22 protein-coding genes are annotated in these 22,842 nt (G+C 45.8%); 6 read left to right on the top strand and 16 right to left on the bottom strand.

Translation table 11 applies throughout. The features are described from left to right. Positions 1 to 51: 51 nt before the first annotated feature. Together ACQW03_RS15675 and ACQW03_RS15670 are read right to left on the bottom strand one after the other, a co-directional pair. The gene (locus ACQW03_RS15675) at positions 52 to 570 is read right to left on the bottom strand and encodes a hypothetical protein (RefSeq protein ID WP_441950516.1); all 519 of its coding nucleotides are present in this window, start codon (positions 568 to 570) and stop codon (positions 52 to 54) included. Between the two features lie 51 nt (positions 571 to 621). Beyond that, on the bottom strand, positions 622 to 1,143 hold the full coding sequence (locus tag ACQW03_RS15670) for a DUF948 domain-containing protein (protein WP_071642941.1): 522 nt from the start codon (positions 1,141 to 1,143) through the stop codon (positions 622 to 624). A gap of 260 nt (positions 1,144 to 1,403) precedes the next feature. On the opposite strand from ACQW03_RS15670, the gene ACQW03_RS15665 reads away from it, so the two are divergent. Beyond that, positions 1,404 to 1,571 carry a DUF1328 domain-containing protein gene (locus ACQW03_RS15665; protein WP_023990280.1) on the top strand — a complete coding sequence of 56 codons (168 nt, stop codon included), beginning with the start codon at positions 1,404 to 1,406 and terminating at the stop codon, positions 1,569 to 1,571. A 121-nt stretch (positions 1,572 to 1,692) separates the two neighbouring features. Here the strand turns inward: ACQW03_RS15665 and ACQW03_RS15660 are convergent, their stop codons facing one another. Next, positions 1,693 to 2,859: a C40 family peptidase gene (locus ACQW03_RS15660; RefSeq protein WP_076294277.1), complete on the bottom strand. Its 1,167-nt coding sequence runs from the start codon at positions 2,857 to 2,859 to the stop codon at positions 1,693 to 1,695. A 191-nt stretch (positions 2,860 to 3,050) separates the two neighbouring features. Continuing rightward, positions 3,051 to 3,920 (bottom strand): cation diffusion facilitator family transporter, encoded by an 870-nt coding sequence (locus ACQW03_RS15655; protein ID WP_028541844.1) that lies wholly within the window; start codon positions 3,918 to 3,920, stop codon positions 3,051 to 3,053. A gap of 410 nt (positions 3,921 to 4,330) precedes the next feature. Here ACQW03_RS15655 and ACQW03_RS15650 point away from each other — a divergent pair, with 410 nt between their 5' ends. Then, on the top strand, positions 4,331 to 4,516 hold the full coding sequence (locus ACQW03_RS15650; protein WP_013311941.1) for a hypothetical protein: 186 nt from the start codon (positions 4,331 to 4,333) through the stop codon (positions 4,514 to 4,516). Positions 4,517 to 4,697: 181 nt separating this feature from the next. On the opposite strand, the gene ACQW03_RS15645 is transcribed toward ACQW03_RS15650, so the two are convergent. The 8 genes from ACQW03_RS15645 to isdC all read right to left on the bottom strand — a co-directional run bounded on the left by ACQW03_RS15645 (position 4,698) and on the right by isdC (position 15,280). Next, on the bottom strand, positions 4,698 to 6,326 hold the full coding sequence (locus ACQW03_RS15645) for an ABC-F family ATP-binding cassette domain-containing protein (protein WP_441950512.1): 1,629 nt from the start codon (positions 6,324 to 6,326) through the stop codon (positions 4,698 to 4,700). A gap of 279 nt (positions 6,327 to 6,605) precedes the next feature. Continuing rightward, positions 6,606 to 7,385 (bottom strand): ABC transporter ATP-binding protein, encoded by a 780-nt coding sequence (locus ACQW03_RS15640; protein ID WP_441950510.1) that lies wholly within the window; start codon positions 7,383 to 7,385, stop codon positions 6,606 to 6,608. Beyond that, on the bottom strand, positions 7,375 to 8,358 hold the full coding sequence (locus tag ACQW03_RS15635; RefSeq protein ID WP_104495658.1) for a FecCD family ABC transporter permease: 984 nt from the start codon (positions 8,356 to 8,358) through the stop codon (positions 7,375 to 7,377). Before ACQW03_RS15635 ends, ACQW03_RS15640 begins: the two co-directional genes overlap by 11 nt. Before the next feature lie 14 nt (positions 8,359 to 8,372). After that, the gene (isdE, locus tag ACQW03_RS15630) at positions 8,373 to 9,332 is read right to left on the bottom strand and encodes a heme ABC transporter substrate-binding protein IsdE (protein WP_076294279.1); all 960 of its coding nucleotides are present in this window, start codon (positions 9,330 to 9,332) and stop codon (positions 8,373 to 8,375) included. A 280-nt stretch (positions 9,333 to 9,612) separates the two neighbouring features. Next, on the bottom strand, positions 9,613 to 13,596 hold the full coding sequence (locus ACQW03_RS15625; RefSeq protein ID WP_441950507.1) for an NEAT domain-containing protein: 3,984 nt from the start codon (positions 13,594 to 13,596) through the stop codon (positions 9,613 to 9,615). A gap of 98 nt (positions 13,597 to 13,694) precedes the next feature. Further along, positions 13,695 to 14,192 (bottom strand): NEAT domain-containing protein, encoded by a 498-nt coding sequence (locus tag ACQW03_RS15620; RefSeq protein ID WP_441950505.1) that lies wholly within the window; start codon positions 14,190 to 14,192, stop codon positions 13,695 to 13,697. Positions 14,193 to 14,224: 32 nt separating this feature from the next. Then, positions 14,225 to 14,692, bottom strand: coding sequence for an NEAT domain-containing protein (locus ACQW03_RS15615; RefSeq protein WP_441950503.1), 468 nt, complete (start codon positions 14,690 to 14,692; stop codon positions 14,225 to 14,227). A gap of 72 nt (positions 14,693 to 14,764) precedes the next feature. Next, positions 14,765 to 15,280, bottom strand: a complete 516-nt coding sequence (gene isdC, locus ACQW03_RS15610) for a heme uptake protein IsdC (protein WP_053326093.1) — start codon at positions 15,278 to 15,280, stop codon at positions 14,765 to 14,767. 399 nt (positions 15,281 to 15,679) lie between these two features. Between isdC and ACQW03_RS15605 the strand changes: the two genes are divergently transcribed. From ACQW03_RS15605 to isdG, 4 genes are read left to right on the top strand one after another with little or no spacing between them, the layout of a single operon-like run. Further along, positions 15,680 to 16,660, top strand: a complete 981-nt coding sequence (locus ACQW03_RS15605; protein WP_071642954.1) for an ABC transporter substrate-binding protein — start codon at positions 15,680 to 15,682, stop codon at positions 16,658 to 16,660. Between the two features lie 9 nt (positions 16,661 to 16,669). Continuing rightward, a complete protein-coding gene (locus ACQW03_RS15600) occupies positions 16,670 to 17,668 on the top strand; it encodes a FecCD family ABC transporter permease (RefSeq protein WP_179085951.1) in 999 nt (332 codons plus the stop codon). Beyond that, the gene (locus tag ACQW03_RS15595) at positions 17,665 to 18,456 is read left to right on the top strand and encodes an ABC transporter ATP-binding protein (RefSeq protein WP_441950499.1); all 792 of its coding nucleotides are present in this window, start codon (positions 17,665 to 17,667) and stop codon (positions 18,454 to 18,456) included. The genes ACQW03_RS15600 and ACQW03_RS15595 overlap by 4 nt, the downstream gene beginning before the upstream one ends. A 1-nt stretch (position 18,457) precedes the next feature. After that, positions 18,458 to 18,808, top strand: coding sequence for a heme oxygenase (gene isdG / locus ACQW03_RS15590; RefSeq protein ID WP_023990297.1), 351 nt, complete (start codon positions 18,458 to 18,460; stop codon positions 18,806 to 18,808). Between the two features lie 219 nt (positions 18,809 to 19,027). Here the strand turns inward: isdG and ACQW03_RS15585 are convergent, their stop codons facing one another. The 4 genes from ACQW03_RS15585 to ACQW03_RS15570 form a co-directional block, all read right to left on the bottom strand. Further along, positions 19,028 to 20,038 carry an MBL fold metallo-hydrolase gene (locus ACQW03_RS15585; RefSeq protein ID WP_076294284.1) on the bottom strand — a complete coding sequence of 337 codons (1,011 nt, stop codon included), beginning with the start codon at positions 20,036 to 20,038 and terminating at the stop codon, positions 19,028 to 19,030. A gap of 211 nt (positions 20,039 to 20,249) precedes the next feature. After that, positions 20,250 to 20,360 (bottom strand): cytochrome bd oxidase small subunit CydS, encoded by a 111-nt coding sequence (gene cydS, locus ACQW03_RS15580; protein WP_007432143.1) that lies wholly within the window; start codon positions 20,358 to 20,360, stop codon positions 20,250 to 20,252. A gap of 6 nt (positions 20,361 to 20,366) precedes the next feature. Continuing rightward, on the bottom strand, positions 20,367 to 21,398 hold the full coding sequence (locus ACQW03_RS15575; protein ID WP_023990300.1) for a cytochrome d ubiquinol oxidase subunit II: 1,032 nt from the start codon (positions 21,396 to 21,398) through the stop codon (positions 20,367 to 20,369). Next, the gene (locus ACQW03_RS15570; protein ID WP_071642961.1) at positions 21,395 to 22,741 is read right to left on the bottom strand and encodes a cytochrome ubiquinol oxidase subunit I; all 1,347 of its coding nucleotides are present in this window, start codon (positions 22,739 to 22,741) and stop codon (positions 21,395 to 21,397) included. Before ACQW03_RS15570 ends, ACQW03_RS15575 begins: the two co-directional genes overlap by 4 nt. Positions 22,742 to 22,842 lie beyond the last annotated feature (101 nt).

Below are 22,842 nucleotides of genomic sequence, written 5' to 3'. Positions count from 1 at the left end.
TCACACATCCATTTGAAACTTCCATGTTATGTCACGCCTCGGAAATATCAATTACCATTCCGTTTCATCAAAAAACTCGACATACTTAGGTTTATCAGACGTCTCATCCATAAATACTTTGATTGCACGTTGTCCGCGTACATAGACCTCTCCGTCTTCCGCCGTGAATTGCGAGCCACCCAGCGCCTGATCCAGCGTTTTCCGTTGCAGCGGCAACCACTCATCATTTACCTTGATTCGACCGGCAGCAGGGTCTACATGCACATAAGAAACGACGTCCTCACGCATACCAACTACAACATCTGGATATTGGTATTCTGTAGAAAGCAGCAGCGTATCCTTTTTGACTCGTAGTGGCCTGCCCAGCTTTTTCAATACATCGGCACGTGTATCATCCAAAGATATGCCGTTTAAGGTATGAAAATCTGCTGGTACAGCATGTGGAGCGGGTATCGTCTGCACAGTCCTAACCATATGCCCCGCTGTTTGCGGGGAAACGGTTTGCTGAACCATATCCTGTCCGGAAAAGGGAGTGAGCAAACCAGCAGCTAGTAATAACGTCTTCATCATAAATCTCACCCTTTCAATGAATTTCCTGTAGTTTACGGTTCAGCCACTATGCTACTGACGCATTTTCTGCCACACCCCAGCAGCGATGTCTACATAACCCAACCAGTTTTTACCCGGCTTGGTCGCTGGCTCCTCATAAGTCGCATTGTAGCTCTGAACCGTCCGCTCCGTTGCGGTCAAAGGTCTATTCGGTGTCGTTGCGTTAATCGCGTTATCCGTTCTGGAAGTATTACTCGCAGCGCTTTGCGATTTCTGAAACCGTGTCATTAACGCTGTTGAAGCTTGCTTGGCAGCCAGCGTCACTTCGCTGAGTACCTCTCCCAAGTTTCTAACCGATTCCATCACTGGCTCCACTTGTTTCAATTTATGATCAACATCTGCGGTGATGTCATTCGCATGTCGAACCGTTTGTTTTACTTCATAACTCAGTTCATCTACCGTTTTTTGTACATCCTGTAAGGTTTGAGTCACCTTATCCAGTGAGCCTTGTGCTGCTTTTAACGTTTTAATGAGGAAAATAACGAGAACTGCAAATGCGATAGCAATAATAAAAATGCTGACCTGTGTTAACATGGCGTAACCTCTCTTTCGTCTTTCACGATGATGTTTATGATTACTGCATAGTTACCCTTTAGATTCAGACACGAAACAACGTCCAGGCTGGCTTCTTCTCCGCTCCAAACGTTATGATTCACGGACTCTCGCACCGTTTAAAACAACATATAACGATGGCACAGCCACGAGTAATCTATAGAAGTCACCGTCATCTGCAACCACGCTCTATCGGGGCGTGAGTATGCCACATTATATACAATTAAAGGAGGATACAGAACATGCTAAAATGGTCCGCTTTATTCTTAATTTTTGCTGTGATCGCCGGAATCTTAGGTTTTTTTGGTATCGTCGTGTCCATAGCTGCTACAATTGCTAAAATATTATTTGTGATATTTCTGGTGTTGTTCGTCATTTCACTCTTTACCGGAAGAAGACGGGTTTCATAGTTATCGGATGATAGCTGTACAAAAGCAATAAATGTTTATCAAAAAAGGATGTTCCCACCCTGGTCAACAGGGCTGTGGAACATCCTTTTTTGATGCAGTTTTTTTACGGTTAACGGCGCTTTTATTGAATCACGCTACCCCCAAACAGGAAACGGTCCTGCCAAGGCTTGCTGAAATCCGTAACTTTTACACCGCCACCCGCTACAGAAAACGTATGGAGAAGCTTGTTGTCTCCCAAATATACAGCTACGTGTGTAATCGTTTGGGAGGAATTATCCAAGGACGTGTACGCCCCGGAAGATGCATTATAATTTGTAAAGAAGAGTAAGTCGCCACGCTTCAGCGTAGTCATGTCCGTATTCGGCTGACTATTTTGCTTGATCCACTCACCCTGTGAACGAGAATCTGCCGGAAGCTGGATACCTACAGCCTGACGGAAAATTTGACGGGTAAATGCCGAGCAATCAAAAGTAGCCGTACTGTTACGATCCGAACCATATTCATATGGAGTTCCGAGATAAGTCATCCCCGTGTTAATAACCTGCTCTATTGCAGCCGCTGCATCACCGGAAAACATGTTCATAGTTGACGCAGGAGATGCTGTCACAGGTATTGCGGTAGTATCAGGAGTGGTTGTCACCGGAGCAGACACAGGCTGCTGCACAACGACGCCCTCACCAATACGAATATACTGTGGAGACGAGCTGACGTAGCCTATCGTACCATCAGCATTGGTAACCTTGAACCAATAGGCATTACTTGGATCGGTAATCGTAACGACATCCCCTGCATTCAAATAGCCCAAAACCTCGGAAGAAGTGGATGCCTCCGCCCGCAAACGAACGGACGTTTGAATCGTGGCTTTCGTTTGACCGGCAGAACTATTCACTGAGGCTACAGCCTCTTTAGCTGAAACATTTTTAACTGACTCTGCGGCTTCCGGTTTACGGCTGGCAGATGAGGTGACAGCAGCAGCGACGCTGGTAGCGCCAACTTTTATGTACTTGTCGGAGCTGCTAGTATATCCGGTTACTCCATCAGAAGTCTTGATCTTATACCAATAGCTGTTTGTTTTCTCCAATACCGTTACGGCCTCTCCCTGCTTCATAAAGCTGACTACATCCCCTGTAGTCGAAGGACCGGACCTAAGCTTTACAGCCGCCTGAATAACTGCCTTCTGTCCTGTGGATGCTGTTGATGCCGCTGCGTCAACCTGACCCGGCGCTACATGAATTGCTGCCAACAGCGCGGCTGACGTCATGAGCATTCCCATCACGCGTCTTCTCAATGTTGCACCTCCTGGCTGTTTTTACGAATTTGAAGAGCATATCCAATTCCGACGAATATAGCCGGACATGCCTTCATTATAGTAAAAGCAGCAGGAAGAGAGATATAATCCAAACGTCACAAAAGGAAGCGTATACGCCTTTTGCATATAGGTCTAAAGTCACTTTTAACACTAATTATTCAATAATTAATCTATAATTTGGGTTCTACATGGACATGGACATGCATCGTATTATGAACCTCTTGCAGACGTTCCTCAATCCGGTCGCTGATTCGATGCCCTTCAATCAGGCTGAGTTGCGGATTGACCTCAATGACCACATCCACCAGCGCATGATTGCCGTGTACACGTGCCTTAACGTCCCGAATCCCCTCTACTCCAGGTATACAGGCAATCGTACTCCGTAAGTCAGACAGCTCTTGCTCATCAAATCCATCGGTCAAGCTGTGCGTGGAATCCTTAAAAATATCCCACGCTGTTTTACAAATGATAAATCCTACCGCAATCGCAGCTACAGTATCCAGCCAGGGTAGGCCGAACTGTGCGCCGATAATGCCAACTGCTGCCCCAACACTGACAAGTGCATCCGATAGATTATCCTTGGCCGCTGCCAGCAAAGCCTTATTGTTAATTTGCCGTGCCAGTCTGTTATTGTAAAGGTACACTCCCAGCATAATCACTGCACAAATCACAGCTACACCCGCGGAGGTGATATCCGGTATTTGCTTTCCGCCCTTGAAAATGCTCCCGATCCCATCAATAAGCACCTGCAAACCGACGACAGCCATAATAAAGGACGCCAGCAGCGCCGCGATCGTTTCTGCCCGAAAATGTCCATAGGCATGGTCAGAGTCCGGTGGCTTTTGGGAAATTCTCAGTCCAACCAGTACAGCAACCGACACTACAATATCGGTGACATTATTGAAGCCATCTGCCCGCAACGCGCTAGAAGCAAATATATATCCGCTAATCAGCTTAAAGGCGGACAGCAAGAGATAAGCAGCAATGCTCACCCACGCCCCGCGCTCACCTTTTCGTATCTCTTCATAGACATTTACCACAACGCAGGACACTCCTTCAAATATATAGTTCCCAGCAGAACGATCTTACCGGGCCCAAAAATAAAAATAGCAGCGTTGCTGCCCTGAATAATAACAATTTTCTTTGGTTAACTGTTATTTTCAGGATAGCAGACGAACTTTGTGTGGGTCTAGAGAAACAGTCTTTCCGCTCTGCATCGCTGTAGTAACAACGAAAAAGTATTGCCAGGCCCCATTCCTGTAGGTTATACAAAACATTTTTTCCTTCACGCAAAAAACAGAGGTTTTCTCTTCCACCCCACCCCAGATGTGTGTTATCATTGTTGCCCTTGTCCCTTCTTTTAAAAACGTATAAAATGAGGACACAGCCGCGTTTTTATTCAATCCAGCATGATTGACATGAATCTGGCGGCAACAGGAGGAATTTATTCATGAGCGATGCTAATGAACCACGTAAAGTTAATCTCGCAGATGCCATTCGGGAAAAGCTGGCACAAAAAAAACAGCAGTCCGGCGCTTCACAGCAGGGCGGCTTTCAAGGCGGTTCCGCCAAAACACTGAAAAGCCAAAATACGAAGAAGCCGAACAACCAACGCCGTCGTACAGGCGGATCATAAGCCACCCCATAGTATATATATAGTACGCAAAATCGGACGAGGTCTATCTTACCTCACTCCGGAACCGAGTAAGCTATGGGTCATGGCACAAACGAAAAAAGAGGAGTCTCCCGACCATATCAATGGCCTAAAGGAGCTCCTCTTTCGTTTATCTAGTTGTTGAAGTTAGCCGGTTTGGATTCTAGCCGATTTCTACCGGATACATACGTTCACGCAATTTCGCGATTTCTTCATTTTCCAAGTATTCATCATAGCTCATCGTACGGTCGATTACGCCGTTTGGTGTAATTTCCACGATTCGATTTGCAATAGTTTGAATAAACTGGTGGTCATGGGATGTGAACAATATAGTACCGTCAAAATCAATCAGACCATTGTTCAGCGCTGTGATGGACTCCAGATCCAAGTGATTGGTCGGTTCTTCCAGCAACAGCACATTGGCACCGTTCAGCATCATTTTCGCCAGCATACAGCGAACCTTTTCGCCCCCGGACAGCACACTTGCTTTCTTAAGCGCTTCTTCTCCAGAAAAAAGCATACGTCCCAAGAAGCCGCGCAGGAACGTTTCGTCCTGATCCTTGGAATATTGACGCAGCCATTCCACAAGATTCATATCCACACCTTCAAAATAGGTGGAATTATCTTTCGGGAAATAAGCCTGGCTAGTTGTAATCCCCCAAGAGAATTCTCCGCTATCTGCTTCGATCTCGTTCATCAACACCTGGAAGAGCGTCGATTTAGGCATGCCGTTCGGGCCAACAAACGCGATTTTATCGCCTTTGTTCACAACCAGACTGAACTCATTCAGCACTTGCTCGCCTTCAACGGTTTTACTGAGGCGGTCTACTGTCAGGAGTTGTTTGCCTGCTTCGCGTTCAGGCTTGAAGTTCAGGAAAGGATATTTACGGTTCGATGGACGGATGTCATCCAACGTAATTTTATCCAGTTGTTTTTTACGTGAAGTAGCCTGTTTGGACTTGGAAGCATTCGCGGAAAAGCGCTGAATAAAGGCTTGCAGTTCCTTGATCTTCTCTTCCTTTTTCTTGTTGGCATCACGAGTCAAGGCAAGCGCAAGCTGGCTGGACTCGTACCAGAAGTCGTAGTTGCCGACGTACATCTGGATTTTGCCAAAATCAATATCCGCAATATGCGTACATACCTTGTTCAGGAAGTGACGATCATGGGATACGACGATGACGGTGCCTTCATAGTCCATCAAGAAATTTTCCAGCCATTGAATGGATTCGAGGTCCAAATGGTTGGTAGGCTCATCGAGCAGCAAATTGTTCGGACGACCAAACAACGCTTGAGCCAGGAGAACACGTACCTTGTCATTACCACTCAGCTCAGACATGTTCTTGTCATGCAGGTCGCGGGAAATACCAAGACCGATCAGCAAGGAAGCTGCATCCGGCTCGGCATCCCATCCGTTCAGCTCCGCAAATTCACCTTCAAGCTCCCCAGCACGTAGGCCGTCCGCTTCGGTAAATTCCGTTTTGGCATACAAAGTATCTTTTTCCTTCATGATTTCATACAGACGCGTATGGCCCATAATAACGGTTTCCAGAACTGGGAATTCATCGTATTCATAATGGTTCTGCTTGAGCACTGCCATCCGTTCGCCCGGTGTCATGTGAACCTCGCCTGAATTGGCTTCGATTTCACCGGAAAGAATTTTCAAAAAGGTGGATTTACCCGCGCCATTCGCCCCAATCAGGCCGTAGCAGTTCCCAGGAGTAAATTTGATATTTACGTCTTCAAAAAGTGGGCGTTTACCATAACGAAGCGTTACGCCGCTTGTACTGATCATATAAGCATACCATCCTTATCATTAGTAAAGTGCTAAACACAAAATTACCGACGGCAATAGTATAACACACAAAAGATCGGATTCGAACCGTAGTATAAGTATAACCGCCCCTGAATCTCATCCAATATCTTATAAATAAAATAAAAAATGCTTCTGTCTCCACCATTGTCACCTGACAAACACATGGACCAGAACCATTTTCATGTTTTAAATTCGTTAAGATACCACGAGGAAAGACGTGTTAAGTCGCAGCATTGACGTTCTGCACGCTTGTAAATGTCAGGAAACCCCGACACCTATCGGAATGAGGTACATGCCGGCTTCATCATCCTGTTTGATTACGACCTCCACGTCATAGACCGCCTGGATCAGTTCAGATGTAACGACCTCTGTAGGTGGGCCGTTCGCTATAATACGCCCTTCCTTCATGGCAATCATCACATCGCTATACCGAATAGCCTGGTTGATATCATGCAACACCATCACAATTGTCAGTCCATGTTCCTGGTTTAACTGCCGAATGAGTTCTAAAATTTCAAGCTGGTAGTACATATCCAAATAGGTGGTCGGCTCATCCAAAAATAAAATTGGCGTCCGCTGTGCCAAGGCCATTGCAATCCATACACGCTGCCGTTCTCCTCCTGAGAGCTGATCCAACGTGCGAGTTCTACGTTCGTTCAGGTTAGTGCAGGCTATTGCCCACTCAATCGCCTCCTCATCCTCGTCACGTCTCGCTGTGAACATGTTCTTATGCGGCAACCTGCCGAAGCTGACGAGCTTTTCTACTGTCAAGTCGGAAGGTGCCTCGTTCTGCTGATGGACTACCGCCAGTTGACGGGCCAGTTCCTTGGGCTTGTAGTGGGCTATCCCCTTGCCGTCCAGAATCACCTGGCCCAAGCGGGGAACAGCATTGTTGGACATCACGCTGAGCAGCGTCGATTTGCCGCATCCGTTGGGACCAATAATGGTCGTAATCCGTCCCGACTCAATAACAGCATTAATAGCATGCAGACGATCTGTTTTCCGATCATATGAGAAGGTTATATCCTTAATGTCCATAGGTGCGATCCGCCTTTCTGATCAGGAATATCAGGAACGGCCCGCCAATGACGGCCATAATAATAGAAGCTGGGATTTCATTGGGAGCAAGCACCGTCCGCCCCAGTGTATCCGCGAGCAGCAGCAGCAAGCCGCCGCATAAGGCGGAAAATGGAATCAACCACTTATGATCCGAGCCAACTAGGTAGCGGGCACAATGCGGAACGAGCAGGCCGATAAAGGCAATCACTCCCGCGATGGCTGTAGCCGTTGCTGCAAGCAGCACTGCAATCACAGAAATCAAAAGTCGTGCACGCGTTACATTGAATCCCAGATTTTTAGCTGTTTTATCTTGAAGGGACAAGAAATTGCACCAAGAGAACACGAGCATGGCTAAAATTAGCCCAATCCCGCCATAGGTCACAATAACCTCGACATCTACCCATTTTTTCATAGACAAGGTTGAAGTGGTAACCTGATTAATGCTAGTGACTGCATAACTGCCTCGATAGTTAAACGACTGACCTAGTCCAGAAAAAATGGCGTTCACAGCCACCCCGATCAGAATGAGACGAATCGGATGCAAGCCGGATTTCCATGAAAAACCATAAACCATTAGACAGGCTAACGCCCCGCCAATAAATGAAAAGAATGGCATCCAGAAATAAAGCGCAGGAAAGACCGTCACCGCAATCAGCGAGATCAATGCCGCTCCCGAAGAAATGCCGATAACCCCTGCATCCGCCAGTGGGTTTTTCATGACGGCTTGCAGCAAAACACCCGCTACTGCAAGTGCTGCACCTGCCATCACGGACACGAAAATTCTCGGTAGTCTCAGGTCCTTGACCACATTCACCTGATCATCTACACCTGTCCACAATCCGGCCACCAACTGACTCAAATTCACCTTGAGACTGCCTGTCATCGCTGAATACAGCATAACGCCGACGAGCAAGACAATTACAACAATAAGGCTCCATACTTTTTTGGACATGTCATCAGCTTCCTTTAATTCGAAGGATACAGCATTTTCATCAGCTCATCCAGCGCCGAGTTTGCCGCTAAATTCCCTGTTGTGCCAAACAACGGTTCAGGCAGATCATAGACATGCCCATTTTTCACAGCGTTGAAATGCTTCCAGATATCGTTAGTTTTAAACTCTTCATCGAACATTTTCACTACTTCATCCGGCATCCCGTGTGCAGCGCGCAAAATGATATCGGGGTTGGATTGCTGCAAGGCTTCGGTATTGTGGGCAATGAACTCCACCTTCTCGCCCTGAACCACATTTGTTCCTCCTGCAATTTTGACCAGATCCCCGATATAGGAATGCTCGGTAGCCACCAGATAGCTTCCCGGTACTCCCAGCAAAATCAATACTTTAGGGGATTTCTTCCCTTTGATTTTTTGTTGAATCTCAGCTACTTTGGCATCCAAAGCTCCATTAATCTCTTTGGCCTTATCGGCTTTGCCAAACGTGTCTCCCAGCTTTTGAATCTCTTTTTGCATATTCGTGAGACTTTCAAAATTCAAAAATTCGGCATTAATTTTCAAATCTTTAAATTTAGGCTCCAGATCATATTTCAGTGTCGTTACCGACAGTACGTCCGTCGGCTTCAGTGACATCACTTTTTCCATATCAGGACTCATCGGATTACCCACATCAGGCACATCCTTGTAACGGTCAGGCAGCACTTTTGTGCTTGTCGGCTTGCCTGCCAAATCCAGGCCCAGCGCATCCGTGATTTCCGCAATGGCTACCGTAGTTGCCACAATACGAGGAGCTTGAGCTTTACCATCAGACGACTTTCCGGTTGTATTAGATGTTGCCGCTGATTTCGAACCATCGCTCTGATTCTGTCCAGCCTGTGCTCCTCCCGAACACCCAGCCAGCAACAAGATCACGATGCCGATTAACATATACAAACAAAACGATCTTCCTTGAGCCCATGCTATATACCGTTTCATGGAAATCCAGTCACCTCAATTCAAAATATAGAACAACATTAGGAACCCCAACTTTTCGGGATCCTTATTTTGCAAAATTCGATTCCAGTCGCTCCAAGGTGCAATATCTAGACGAATTAGACCATTTCGATCTACATATTGTTCATTAGAAGTCGCTTATTGGATTTTTGCAAATTCCTCGGGTATGTAAATGCTGACAAGTCTTGACGCCGGGGCACCAAGACTTGCTCGCATACAAACTTTGCTGTTATTCGTGCTTCATGAATGTCACAACCTGAGGCTACTTCGCTTTCAGGCTTGCTTCATCAAATTGAAACTGAACTGTATACCAGTGATCATACGGCACTCCGCCAAGGACCAAGCCAGGCACAATGACGTGTGTGTAAGCACTGATTTTCTGGGACAAGTCCCCTACCTCGAATTGAACGACACGTGTATCGCCGGATGTCGAGATCACTTCTACATCTTTCAGGGTACCGTTTTGCTCCACTTGGAGGGCTGGCATCCAGGAGCTATTTTTCAAAGTCACTTGAATATAGCGCTTGTCTCCCTTTTCAATCAGTGTAGCTGGTTTGTCGAGATAACCGTCCATAACGGAAGCTTCACTCGTTTTGTCTTTAAATACGTTGTAATTAATCGTGTATTGCTTCTCGGAAGCCGTTTGAGCCGGTTGCTCAACTACTGATTTTTTTTCTGCCACAGGTGTGGTCGGTTCTGCTACCTTGTCCGTAGAAGCTACTATCGGTTCAGTTGCGGTTGCAGTTGTAGCCGCATTGACTCCCTCACCTTTTAGCGATGCACGGTCAAATTGAATCTGTCCGCCGAATTTCTCATTTAGAATGTATTTCTCAGGCAGATATACCTGTGTGTACACGCTCAACTTTTTATCCAGATCAGGCACTTCGAATGCAATAGTGTGCGTGTCACCTTTGGTGTCCGAACCCATAATCGTCGGATTGGCATAACGGCCTTCAAAATCCGTTTGGAATAGCTTCAAAGCCTGGTTGTCCGTAACGGTTACATGAGCCTGAACCTTCCCATTTTTCACAATCAATTTCGCTAGACTCTGTACAAAAGGAGCCACTAGAGAATCCTTGTCCGTTCCGTTCGCCAGCACACGGAAGTTCGCACTGTACTCTCCATCCGCTAAGTTGTTTTTCCCTTGCTCTACTTCGTCTGCTTTAGTTTCGTTGTAGTAAGAAACATCACTGGTGTTAAATTTAAATTCAAAATCGTAGACCTTCTCCACCCGATCCTCAGTCTTAAAGACCATCGGAGTGGCAGTTGCCACTTTAGGGGCTTCATAGACAACCAATTGGCCTTTTACATTGTTTTTAAAGTCATTCACACTAAACCGAACGTGCTTCGTATTGCTTGCTGCATCTTCCTGGGTCACTTCTGCGTCTCGATAGTCCCCGCTTGCGTTGTCCCAAATGCGTAGCGCCTTCACTTCATTACTGTTTTGCAGCTTTAGACCTACAAACCGTTTGTCGCCTTCCACGACCAATTGCGCCGATTCGTCAGTGATGAAGCGTTGAGCCGGAGAATCCACTCCTGTGGAACCATCAGACAAAATGATACTGAATTTCAAAGCATATTTACCATTGGCAAGCTTGTCGAAATCCAATTTAACAATGGGATCAGCTGCACCCGAAGAGGAAGGCTCGACAAAGCTGCGAATGGTAGCAGGCTCGAATTGATACTGCACATCATATACGTGGTCATAAGGGATGCCACCCAAATCCAATCCAGGTACGATAACATGCGTATTCACTGTCACTTTATCCGACAGATTTGGTACTTCGAATTGTACTGTTCTTGTATCTGCGGAGCTCGATTGATCGACAACCTGAGCCTCTGCACCATTTACTTTGAACGTTTTAATCCAGCTGCTCTTGTCCATTTTAATCTGAATCACATTTTTACCGGACTGTCTTAACAGCGTGGCTGGTTTCTGCATATAGCCATCCATCACAGATAATTCATTGCTTCCATTTTTGAGTACGGAGAAATCAATGCTGTATCTGCCGTTTTCAGTCACGGGAGTTGTGCCGCCATCTGTTCCTTTTGCCGCAATGCTGCTGAGGTCAAATTGAAGACGAAGCTTATGGTCCATCTCATAAACCCCACCTGGATAGGTCGTGCTCACATGTACCTGTGCATTCATAATAGCGTCCAAATCGGCCACTTTGAATTTCACAACACGTGTGTCCGCTTTCTTGTCCACGCTTACGATATCTGCATCTGTTAACGTTCCGTTTTGTTCTGTTTTGAACTCCGTCACTGTGGCGCTGTCTTTGATTGTGAAGGAAGCTTCATAGTTGCCTTTCGATACCGTCAGTGTTGCCGGAGATAATAAATATTGCGCCATTGCCGATTTTTGATCTTTTGTTGCGTGCAGTGCATTGAACTGGATCGAATACGTTCCATCGGCTATAACCTTTCCGGGCGTACCTGGTGTACCTGGCGTCTCAGGATCAACCGGGGATGTTGCCGTTCCTAATTGGAGATCGACATTATATGTTTCCACATAGTTGAACTCAGGCCAGTTGATGCTTACCCATGCGTTTAGCTTGGCAGGTACTTCTTTTACTTCAAATTCAATAACTCGTGTATTCGCAGCTTTGTCTTCACTTACTACGGTCGTATTCGTCAATACTCCGTTTTGTTCTACTTTAAAGCCGTCAATTTGCTTGCTGTTTTTCAAAGTAAAACGAACATACCTCTTGCCTTCACGTTCAATCAAAACGCCTGGTTTCTCCGTATATCCATCCATCATGGACTTTTCACTCGAACCGTCTTTTAACAGCGTGAAGTCCAGATTTGACGTTACTGGAGATGAACCATTGTCTGATCCCGAGATACTGTTTTTATCGAACTGAAGACGAAGTTTATGATCCATTTCATAAACCCCACCTGGATAGGTCGTGCTCACATGTACCTGTGCATTCAGAATAGCGTCCAAATCTGCTACTTTGAATTTCACAACACGCATATTAGCTGTCTTGTCCTCACTTACAATATCCGCATCCGTCAACGTTCCATTTTGTTCTGTTTTGAATTCCGTTACTGTAGTGCTGTCTTTAATGGTGAAGGAAACTTCTTTTTGTCCCTTCGCTACCGTCAAAGTCGCCGGAGACAACAGATACTGTGCCATGGCTGATGGCTGATCTTTTGTGGCGTGCAGCGCGTTAAAGTTAATCGAGTACGTTCCATCTGCCAAATCTGATGGAGCGGGTATAGAAGCCATTTGAAGATCTACATTATAAGTATGCACGTAGCCCAGCTCAGGCCAGTTGACGCTTACCCATGCGTTGAGCTTGGCAGGCAGATCTTTTACTTCAAACTCGATCATACGTGTATTCGCAGTTTGATCTTCACTTACAACAGAGGTGTCGGTTAACACTCCATTTTGCTCTACCTTGAAACCATCAATCTGTTTGCTGTTCTTTAATGTAAACTGGGCATATTGTTTACCTCCACGCTCAATTAGAGAGCCTGGTTTCTCCGTATACCCATTCATCATAGACTTTTCATTGGTTCCATCTTTCAAAAGAGCAAAATCCAAATCAGAAAGTTTTTCTCCTGTATTAGGAGGCGTTACCGGTGGTGTTACAGGTGGAACCGTTGGATTCTCTGTTGAGTTTTTAAGTCTCAAACTGGAAGGATCAAACTCAATCCATTCCTTCACTGAACGGTCCGGATCGGTATCTACATACCATGGAGAACTGCTATTAAACCCAAACTCCGTATTTACATTTTGATGAAAATCATAAACATCGAAGCTTACAGTCCCGGAAGTTTTTCCAGAATCCACCTCTATTTTTGCGGGAACTGTCTCCCCGTTTTGTTCTACTAAAAATTTCGATAGACCTTGAGTTTCCGCAAACCTAAATGAAAAATGGTATTTTCCATCTTTAATGATCAAGTCTCCTGGAAAGGTATAGTTTGTTTTGAAACTCGAATCTCCGGTGCTACCGCTGACCGTCTTTCTTAAAGGTTTGTAATCAATCAGGTATTCTCCATCTGCATAGGTCGCATCGGTGGTGGTTATAACATTGGTAGGCTCAGCATATGTGCTGGGTACTTCTACTGGAATTTCATAAGTAGCATAAGTAGCACTAGTGACTGTAGTGCTTGAATCGGGCAAATTCGACGATGTAGACTCACCCTCAGGTGTTGCTCCTACGTACGGTGAAAATAAAGAAAACAACATTAGAACAGCAGCAAATGTCGTTATAAATTTGTTAAATCGGCTTTTCAAGGTGATGTATCCCCCTACTTAAAATATACTCATTTGGAGCTTTGAAACTAAGCTCCAAATGAGTATTCAATTCAAAATTATATTTTCAAAAAGAAGTCTTAAATATCGCTGTCGTCGAATTGGAATTGAACAACATAGTCGTGATCGTACGGAATACCACCCGTGTATTCTGCAGGCACACTTACATGCAGTTTAACGTTCAATTTTTGAGACGGGCTAGTTACAGGGAATTCGACTATTCTTGTATCCCCTGATGTGCTTACTACAGTCCCATTCACATACTGACCGTTTTGTTGAGTTTTGAATTCAGTAACCCAAGCACTTTTGGTAATAGCTACTCTCACTTTATATTGACCATTCGTAACAATCAGTGTGGCTGGTTTTTTCACATAACCATTTGTATCCATGTAAGATGGCTGAGTGGTTCCATCTTTATAAACGGTATAAGGCAATTGATACGTTCCATTAGGCAAAGCCGCGTTCGCTTTATTGGAAGAAAATGGAGCTAGTACCACAAAAACAAGCGCTGCCATCAGCACAGTAAGCATTACTTTTTTCAAAGACAATTTTTCCATACGATTCATAATCATGTTCATGTTTTTAATCTCCTTTTACGTTTTATTTTGGATTAGATTTCGTCGAATCGCAGTTGTACATCGTACTTGCCTGTGTAGCCGATTACTGGAATTGTGATTTCAGCGTAAGCATTTACTTTTGCATTCAGATCAGCAACTTCGAATTCCACTACACGAGTGTTGCTAGCAGTATCTGTGCTTACTACAGTCGCATCTTGCAGTACGCCATTTTGCTCTACTTTGAACGTTGTAATCAGATTACTGCTTTTCACAGTCAGACGAACGACATTTTTGCCATTAGCTACTGTAACCTGAGCAGGCTTCGTCAGGTAGCTATCCAATCGAGAAGTCTCATTGGTTTGATCCTTCAGAACGGTATAGTCTACGTTATACGTGCCGTCGGCTGCTGCCGCTTTAGCTGAGAATGGAGCAACGAGTGCAAAAACAAGCGCTGTCATGATCAATGCGACGAATACCTTCTTAAAAGAAAATTGCTCAAAGCGATTCATTACCATATTCATATCTACACACACTCCTCAATTTTTTATGCTTGAATTTATGTTGATTTTATGAACGATAAAGATAACTTGAATTTACTTCTTGGAAGATTTAGTTGATTTCGCGGGCTGAACGGCTGTTACTTTTTTGACGCTTTTGGAATCAAAAGCGAAGCGGATCGTATAGTCATGATCGTAGTTATACGCAGGGACAGTAACATGAATTTTAGAGATTAGCGGGCTGTTCACACTCGTAATTGGAAATTGTACGGTGCGGGTATCGGTTTTGGCATCCTTATGGATGACCTTTGTATCGATGATTTTGCCTTTGTAATCTACTTTAAACCCGGTTGTCCATTCGCTATGATTCAGCTTAATTTGCATGGTCATTTGACCTTTTTTTACATACAACTTAGCTGGTTTTTCAAAATAATCATTAGCCATGGACACTGAATCATTTTCTGCCTTGAGAATATTGTATTTGAGCGTGTATGTACCATCCGCCAATTTTGGAGAAGCCGCAGCGGCTACTACAGATGACGAAGTTGGCCAAAAGCTCAGCACACTCACCAGCAGAAACACAGCAATAATTGCAGAATACCCCTTCTTCATTTTGACAGCAGTCCCTCCCCACGAGAATTTAAGTAATTGATTATCATTCTCAATTGATAATTAAAAAAAATAGCTCTTTTTGAGCCGTGTCTTCCCACCTTTCTATTCCAGAATTTCGCAAAATAAAGTAAACCCATCACCAATATATCTTACACTTTTCGAAAATGTCAATATGTATTTGCATGTACATAATCCCTTGATATATGCTATTTTTTAAGAAAAATTTGTGGTTCCTTCTTCTATAAGTAGAATAGCTACCTCTTATTTTTAGTTCAAAATTTATTTAAAAATTCGCTTTTTTCAATTGACAATCCCCAGTGATATTCATTATCATTCTCTTATACATAAATGAAAATGATTATCATTATTGTTTAACTCGAAAATTGCAGGAGGAATAACATGAAATCTTATGTGTTGTGGTCGTCCGCAGCGCTTTTATTGGCAGTTACCGGATGTAGTAATGGTGCCTCGACCGCAGATCACAAACCAACCAGTGCATCCGTATCTGCCACTTCTGGCACGCCAAGCGGTGCGGCGATTCAAGTTATTGATTTTTCAAAACGGACGTTAGCGTTTCAAAAGGCCCCACAACATATCATTGCGCTCAGCAATGGCGATCTGGATATCATATACGCATTGGGTGGAACTGCCGTGGGCAGACCCAACTCCAATGGACCTGCCGTCGTTCCTGCTGCTGAGAACGTTCAGCAAGTAGGCTCCACTCATGAAGTCGATCTGGAGAAAATTACGATGCTCAAACCGGATGTCGTGCTAGGCAATTATCCTATGAATGAAAAAGACATTCCAGCCATTGAAGGAGTCGGTTCACAGCTGCTGCTGACGGGAGCCAATTCAGTTCACGATATTCAGTCGCAAATTACGCTGTTCGGACAATTACTGCAAAAGCAGGCTCAGGCCGTGAAGCTGAACCAGCAAATTGACCAACAAGTAGCTAAGCTGCAAAAGGAAACTGCTTCTGCCTCCAAACCGAAGGTGTTGCTAGTCTACGGAGCCCCGGCTACGTATATGGCGGCACTGCCAAATTCACTAAGTGGAAACATTCTGGAAGCTGCGGGTGGCTCTAACATCGCCTCTGATTTTCCGGGCCTGCAGAATTTCCCGCAATATGCGCAGCTGAACACAGAACGCATCATACAGGCTGACCCTGACTACATCTTTATCATGACCCATGGCAATACGGAAGATGTTAAAGCCGCATTTATAAAGGAAATGCAGGAAAATGCAGCTTGGAACGGGATCCGAGCAGTCAAAAACAATCAGGTCGAGGTTTTACCTTCAGATCTGTTCGGTACGAATCCGGGCACACGTGTCACTAAAGCGCTGGATTTGATGCATCAAAAGCTGTATCCGGCGAAATAGGCGATGGAGATGAACAAACTACAGCGCGCCAGAAGACGCACCATCGCCTGGATCACCCTTCCGATTCTACTGCTGGCCGTCTCTGTGTACGGTCTGGCCTACGGTTCGGTATCGATTCCACTTCAAGAAATTAATCATGTTTTGCTACATAATGATGAATCTACATATCGCACGATCCTGATGGATCTCCGGCTACCCAGAGTATTAGTAGGTTTACTGGTAGGAGCTTGTCTCGCAGCTTCCGGAGCACTTCTTCAAGGTGTCATGAAAAATCCATTGGCTGACCCTGGCATTATTGGTGTATCGGCTGGAGGTGGACTTGCCGCCGTCATTACGATGGTGATGCTTCCACAGCTCAGCTACCTTCTTCCGATAACCGCCTTTTTGGGAGCCTTTCTGAGCGCAATCATCATTTATCTGCTGGCTTGGGACCGAGGGGCATCGCCTGTTAAAATTGTGCTCGCTGGCGTTGCGATCAACGCGCTGCTGGGCGCACTCACCAACGGTGTAATGGTCATGTACAGCGACCGCGTACAGGCCGTTCTTCCTTGGCTATCCGGCGGATTAAACGGAAGAAGCTGGCATCATTTAGAGTTCATGGCGCCTTACGCCATTATTGGCTTAATCGCCTCTCTGTTTGCGATTAAACCAGCTAATTTGCTGCTGCTGGGCGACGATTCAGCACAGCTGCTGGGCCAGAGAGTGGAGCTTCAACGTATGCTCATTATCTTGCTCTCTGCCCTGCTCGCCGGTACGGCGGTCAGTGTAGCCGGGTTGATCGGCTTTGTAGGACTGGTTGTTCCCCACGTCATACGGCTGCTAATCGGGGAAGATTATCGTTTCCTCCTTCCCCTTTCCATTGTGGGCGGCGGGACACTGGTTGTTCTCGCAGATACGGTGGCGCGATCCTGGTTTGACCCGATTGAACTGCCTGTCGGTATTTTGCTGGCCGTCATCGGGGCACCGTTCTTCTTAATCCTGCTCAAGAAACGGGGGAATTTTGGATGACAGCCATTCAGGGTGAGCATATCTCCTTACAACGTGGGTATTTCAAGCTGGACGATGTGAATATCACCTTGCCCGCTGGTCAGCTCACTGCGATCGTCGGACCTAACGGTTCAGGCAAGTCCACGCTTTTGCGGATTATGACCCGGCTGCTCAAGCAGGATCAGGGTCAGGTTTCCGTCCTGGGCAAGCCCGTGCAGGAATACAAACGACGTGATTTTGCCCAGACGATTACAATGCTACCGCAAATGAAGGATATGCTGCCGTTATTGACGGTCCGCGAGCTGGTCGCTTACGGAAGATCTCCTCATGCCAAGGGCTTGAGGGTACGCCATACCGGACAGGACCAGCAAATCGTGGACCATGTCATGAAGATCACGGGCATCCAGCCCTATGCAGATCGGATGTTCCATACTCTATCGGGAGGTGAACAACAAAAAGCACGAATTGCAATGGCCTTGGCCCAACAAACGAATATTCTTTTGCTCGATGAACCGACCACTTTTCTGGATATCGCCCACCAATTTGAAGTTATGGATATGCTGCGGCGTATCAATCACGAGTCCAGTTTGACGATTGTTATGGTACTGCATGATTTGCAGCAAGCTGCGGCCTATTGTCATCATATGATTGCGCTTAAAAAGGGACGCATCGCCGTTGCCGGCGAACCCCGTGAGATTTTGACGTCTGCTTTTCTTCGCGACATTTATGAAATGAACGCTACCATCAAATTTGAGAATGGCTATCCGGTTATTATACCGACCATACCACATCATTCAGGAGGAATTTAATATGGTTATCGTTACAAATACATCTAAAATCACACCGGGCAATGCACATCTACTCATCGAAAGATTTAACAAAGAAGGAAAAGTTGAAAAAATGGAAGGTTTTCTCGGTCTGGAAGTGTTGCTAACTGAAAACACGAAGGATTATGAGGAAGTAACGATCAGTACACGCTGGAAAGAAAAAGAGAACTTCCAAGGCTGGACGAAAAGCGAAGCGTTCCGCGAATCCCATAGCCATCGGCAGATTCCAGACTATATTATTGAAAATAAAATCACGTTCTATGAAGTTAAAATCGTTCGTCATCCCATCGCCAACAGCGATTCCTCTTTGGCGAGTGATACGGAAGCAGTTTAATCCTGCATCACAGCCTAAAAACAAAAAAAGCGACTCCGCAGACAACATCATTTGTCCGCAGAGTCGCTTTGTTTATCAGGATTTTGCAAAATTCGATTCCAGTCGCTCCGAAGTACAAGATATAGACGAACTAAACCATTTCGATCTATATCTTATTCATTGGAAGTTGCTTATTGGAGTTTTGCAAAATCCTCTTATATAAGGATTATGTCGAATTCCTCAAATTGTAGTTGAGCAGCGACGTCCAATTTTCAGCGTCTCTCCGTGCCCCAGAACATGAATGCGTTCCTTCGCAATACCCATACGATCACGCTCCGCTTCGAGACGATCCAGCGCCTCTCTTGGCGTATCATCCGCTAGCTTGAAGGCTCCGTAGTGCATTGGAATCATCTGATCTGCGCCGCAATCTACAAACCCTTGCAATGCCTCCTCCGGTGTCACATGCTGCGAGGTCATGAACCATTCCGGTTCATACGCACCAATCGGCATAAAGGTCAGGTCAATGGCAAAGCGCTCGCCAATCTCCTTAAACCCACGAAAATATCCAGTGTCTCCCACAAAATACAACGTCGGTGTATGCTCTGAATCTGTATTCGAATGAGGATGAGATTCCGTGACGGACGTGGCAGAGCCAATCACCTGCTGCTCATTTTGCAGAACGTATCCACCCCAATGTGAAGTATTCGTATCAAACGGCGTGCGTCGTGTCCAATGCTGGGCTGGAACAAACGTAAATCGTACCCCTCCTACCGTAAAATGCTCCCACCATTGCAGCTCATGACAGTTACGAAAACCTTTGCGGTTCATTTTCGCCTTTAACCCCGTGGGTACGAGCATCAGCGTATCTGCACGGTATAATTTCCGCAACGATTCTAAATGTAAATGATCATAATGTGAATGAGACAGCAGAATGATGTCCAGTGGTGGTACATCCTGAATACGAATGCCAGGCGGAGCCAACCTTTTATCAAAAGCCATACGCTCTGCCCATACCGGATCGGTGACGATATTCAGCCCAAGATACTGGATGAAAAAGGTGGAATGTCCCACCCAGGTGGCTGTCGCCATCTCCCGATTGCTATGCAGAAACTCCAGCTCCGGGGGATGGTTTGGCACAACGAACGTATAATCCTTTATTTTGCTGCGTCGCTCCTGCCGCCATTGTCTGAATTGCTTGATTGTTTTATCGGTATTTACTTGATCCATATTGTTAAAACGAACTTTGGGCATGATGCAGCTCCCTCCCTGATGAACCCTTTCTCCAAAAAACGCAGCGGTTCAATTTAACTATATATTGTCACTCGAGTGTGAACATAAAATGATGCAACATCCTGATATATGTAAAGTATAATTCAATCACGTCTGTAAAGGAAATTCTGCGATAATACAGCAAAAACAGACCTCCCGGATCAATCAGGAAGGCCTGTTCCACCTGTTGTTGTCAGTCTTGTGGATTTTTAAAGCGTGCCGAATAAATAAACAAAAACACAATCGCCACGACAATAATGATAGGTGACTCGTACATAATCGTAAAATGCTCGAATGCAGCCACTTTAACTCACCCTTTCTTCCCTTCATGTCCGCGCACATATTTTGCATCGAACAGAAACAATCTTAATATCAGGATCAGCGAAGGGATCAGCACCAGCAGACCCGCAACAAACGCCGTAATCAATGCATACGCCATCGTAGAATTTGTAAAGCTGTCGTAGACATTAATGTAGGGATACAGAACATACGGGAGATGCGAGCGGCCGTAGCCATACCAGGCAAATGCAAATTGCAGCATCACCAATATGAATGAAACCCCCAGATGCCGCCGCTGCCATACCAGATAAACTGCTCCTGCAAAGCATATGAAGGATGCAACAAACATCCAGGCTATGTTCAGCATATTGGTAAAATGATCTGGATTTTGTTTGTTAATCTGAAAAAATGCGAGCAGACTCGCCAAAATCGTAGGAGCACTCCAAAGCAACGCGTATCCTCGAACGATTTCGAAAGCAACCTTGTCCCCCGCTCTTTTGGCATAAAAGGACAAAAACATCGCCGAGATATACAATACACTCACCAGCGCCAGAATAATAACCGCCCACGTGTAGGGGTTGCTTAATAGCTGGCCCCATTGCAGATGAACACCTGTGCTGTTTTCTACAATAATGCCGCCCTCCGAAATAGCGAGAACTGTGGACAGTGCCGCCGGAATCAGCAATCCTGTCGCACCGTACAACGCCATGTAGACGATATTATTCTTACCGGAATGCCCATACGTATTGTATGCATAATACACTCCTCGGATGGCAAGAAGCACAATCGCAATACTGCCGGGAACGAGTAACGCCGTACCATAGTAATATGCCGCATCCGGGAAGAACCCGTTTAATCCCACCACAAAAAAGATGAGAAATACGTTTGTTACCTCCCACACCGGGGACAGATACCGTTGAATGATATTGTGGATTTTGTTCTGGTGGCCTGTTAACACACTGTAAAAGCTGAAAAACCCTGCACCAAAATCAATGGATGCCACAAGCAAATATCCGAACAGGAACGTCCACAAAATGGCGATACCTACAATCTCATAGCTCACTTGCCTTCAGCCCCTTCCAGGCCCAGCTGCCTTATCTCTTCCACCGCATCCTTATTGCGGAATAGCTTGCTGAGTACCTTAATGGCCGAGAAACACAACACCAGATACAAAATAACAAACAACACCAGCATCCACCCGACACTCGTAGAAGTGGTCGCTGCTTCGGAGACCTTCATATATCCGCGTAAAATCCACGGCTGTCTACCGACCTCCGCAAACATCCATCCGAGCTCAATAGCTACCATCGCCATCGGCCCCACCAGAATGAGCGCCAACAGCAGCCATCTGGGGTATGGTTTGCGACCTGGCAAACGCTTGCGGATCAGATATAACAGCGGAATGACGAGAATCAGCACCCCTGTGGTGATTTTGAGGTCAAACATATAATGGATAGACAGTGGCGGACGCTGATCTACGGGATAATCATTTAAGCCCTTGACCTCCGTACTGGGCAGGTTCCCGGCCAACACACTAAGTGCATAAGGCACTTTCAGCGCATACTTGATTTCACCGTTCTTATCCATATATCCGCCATATACGAAGGGCGCGTGCGTCATCGTATCAAAATGCCATTCGGCGGCTGCCAGCTTCTCTGGCTGATATTTCGCCAGAAATTTACCGGATGCGTCTCCAATCATCACGGTACTGATGGCAAACACAATGGTACAGGTGGCAGTCAGCTTCAGCGCCTTTTTGAAATAAGAGTGATTACGTCCCCTCAGCATACTGTAAGCAGCCAGTCCCATCAGCACCCCAGCGCTCAATGTATACGAAGAAGCCAGTACATGAGAAACTTTGGTCGGGGTAGCCGGATTTAGCATGGCCTGGATGGGATGAATATCAGTCATGACTCCATTTTTGAGTGTAAAGCCTTGAGGTTGGTTCATGAACGAGTTCACAGTCGTAATAAAAACCGCTGAAGCAGATGAGGCAATCGCTACCGGGATGAGCAGCATCAGGTGAAAATATTTACTTTTAAACCGATCCCAGGTATACAAGTAGATGCCCAGGAATATAGCTTCGATGAAAAAAGCAAACGTCTCCAAAAACAGAGGCAGCGCAATCGCTTGTCCAGCCACCCGCATAAAGGTGGGCCAAAGCAAGCTGAGCTGTAGACCAATGGAGGTGCCTGTAACGACACCCACGGCAACGGTAATGACAAACCCTCGCGCCCACCGTCGGGCCAGCAGTGTATAATGCGGATCACCGGTTCGCAGCCCACGCCATTCTGCTAGTGCAATCATTAAGGGTACGCCAACGCCGATGGATGCAAATACGATATGAACAAACAGGGTAATTCCGGTCAGCATCCGGCTTAGCAATACAGGGTCCAATGAAGACAAATGGGTTTCACTCCTTCATTTCACATTTTAAACATCGCGGATCACTCTGGATTACCAACTAAGGAGTCAAGCGAGCTATGCTTTTAATTACGGCATATAGC

This window comes from Paenibacillus sp. DRB1-1 (genome assembly GCF_052119485.1).
Classification (GTDB): Bacteria; Bacillota; Bacilli; order Paenibacillales; family Paenibacillaceae; genus Paenibacillus; species Paenibacillus polymyxa_B.
The sequence above is the reverse complement of the archived record's forward strand: the minus strand, read 5'-3'. Positions and strand labels throughout refer to the sequence as shown.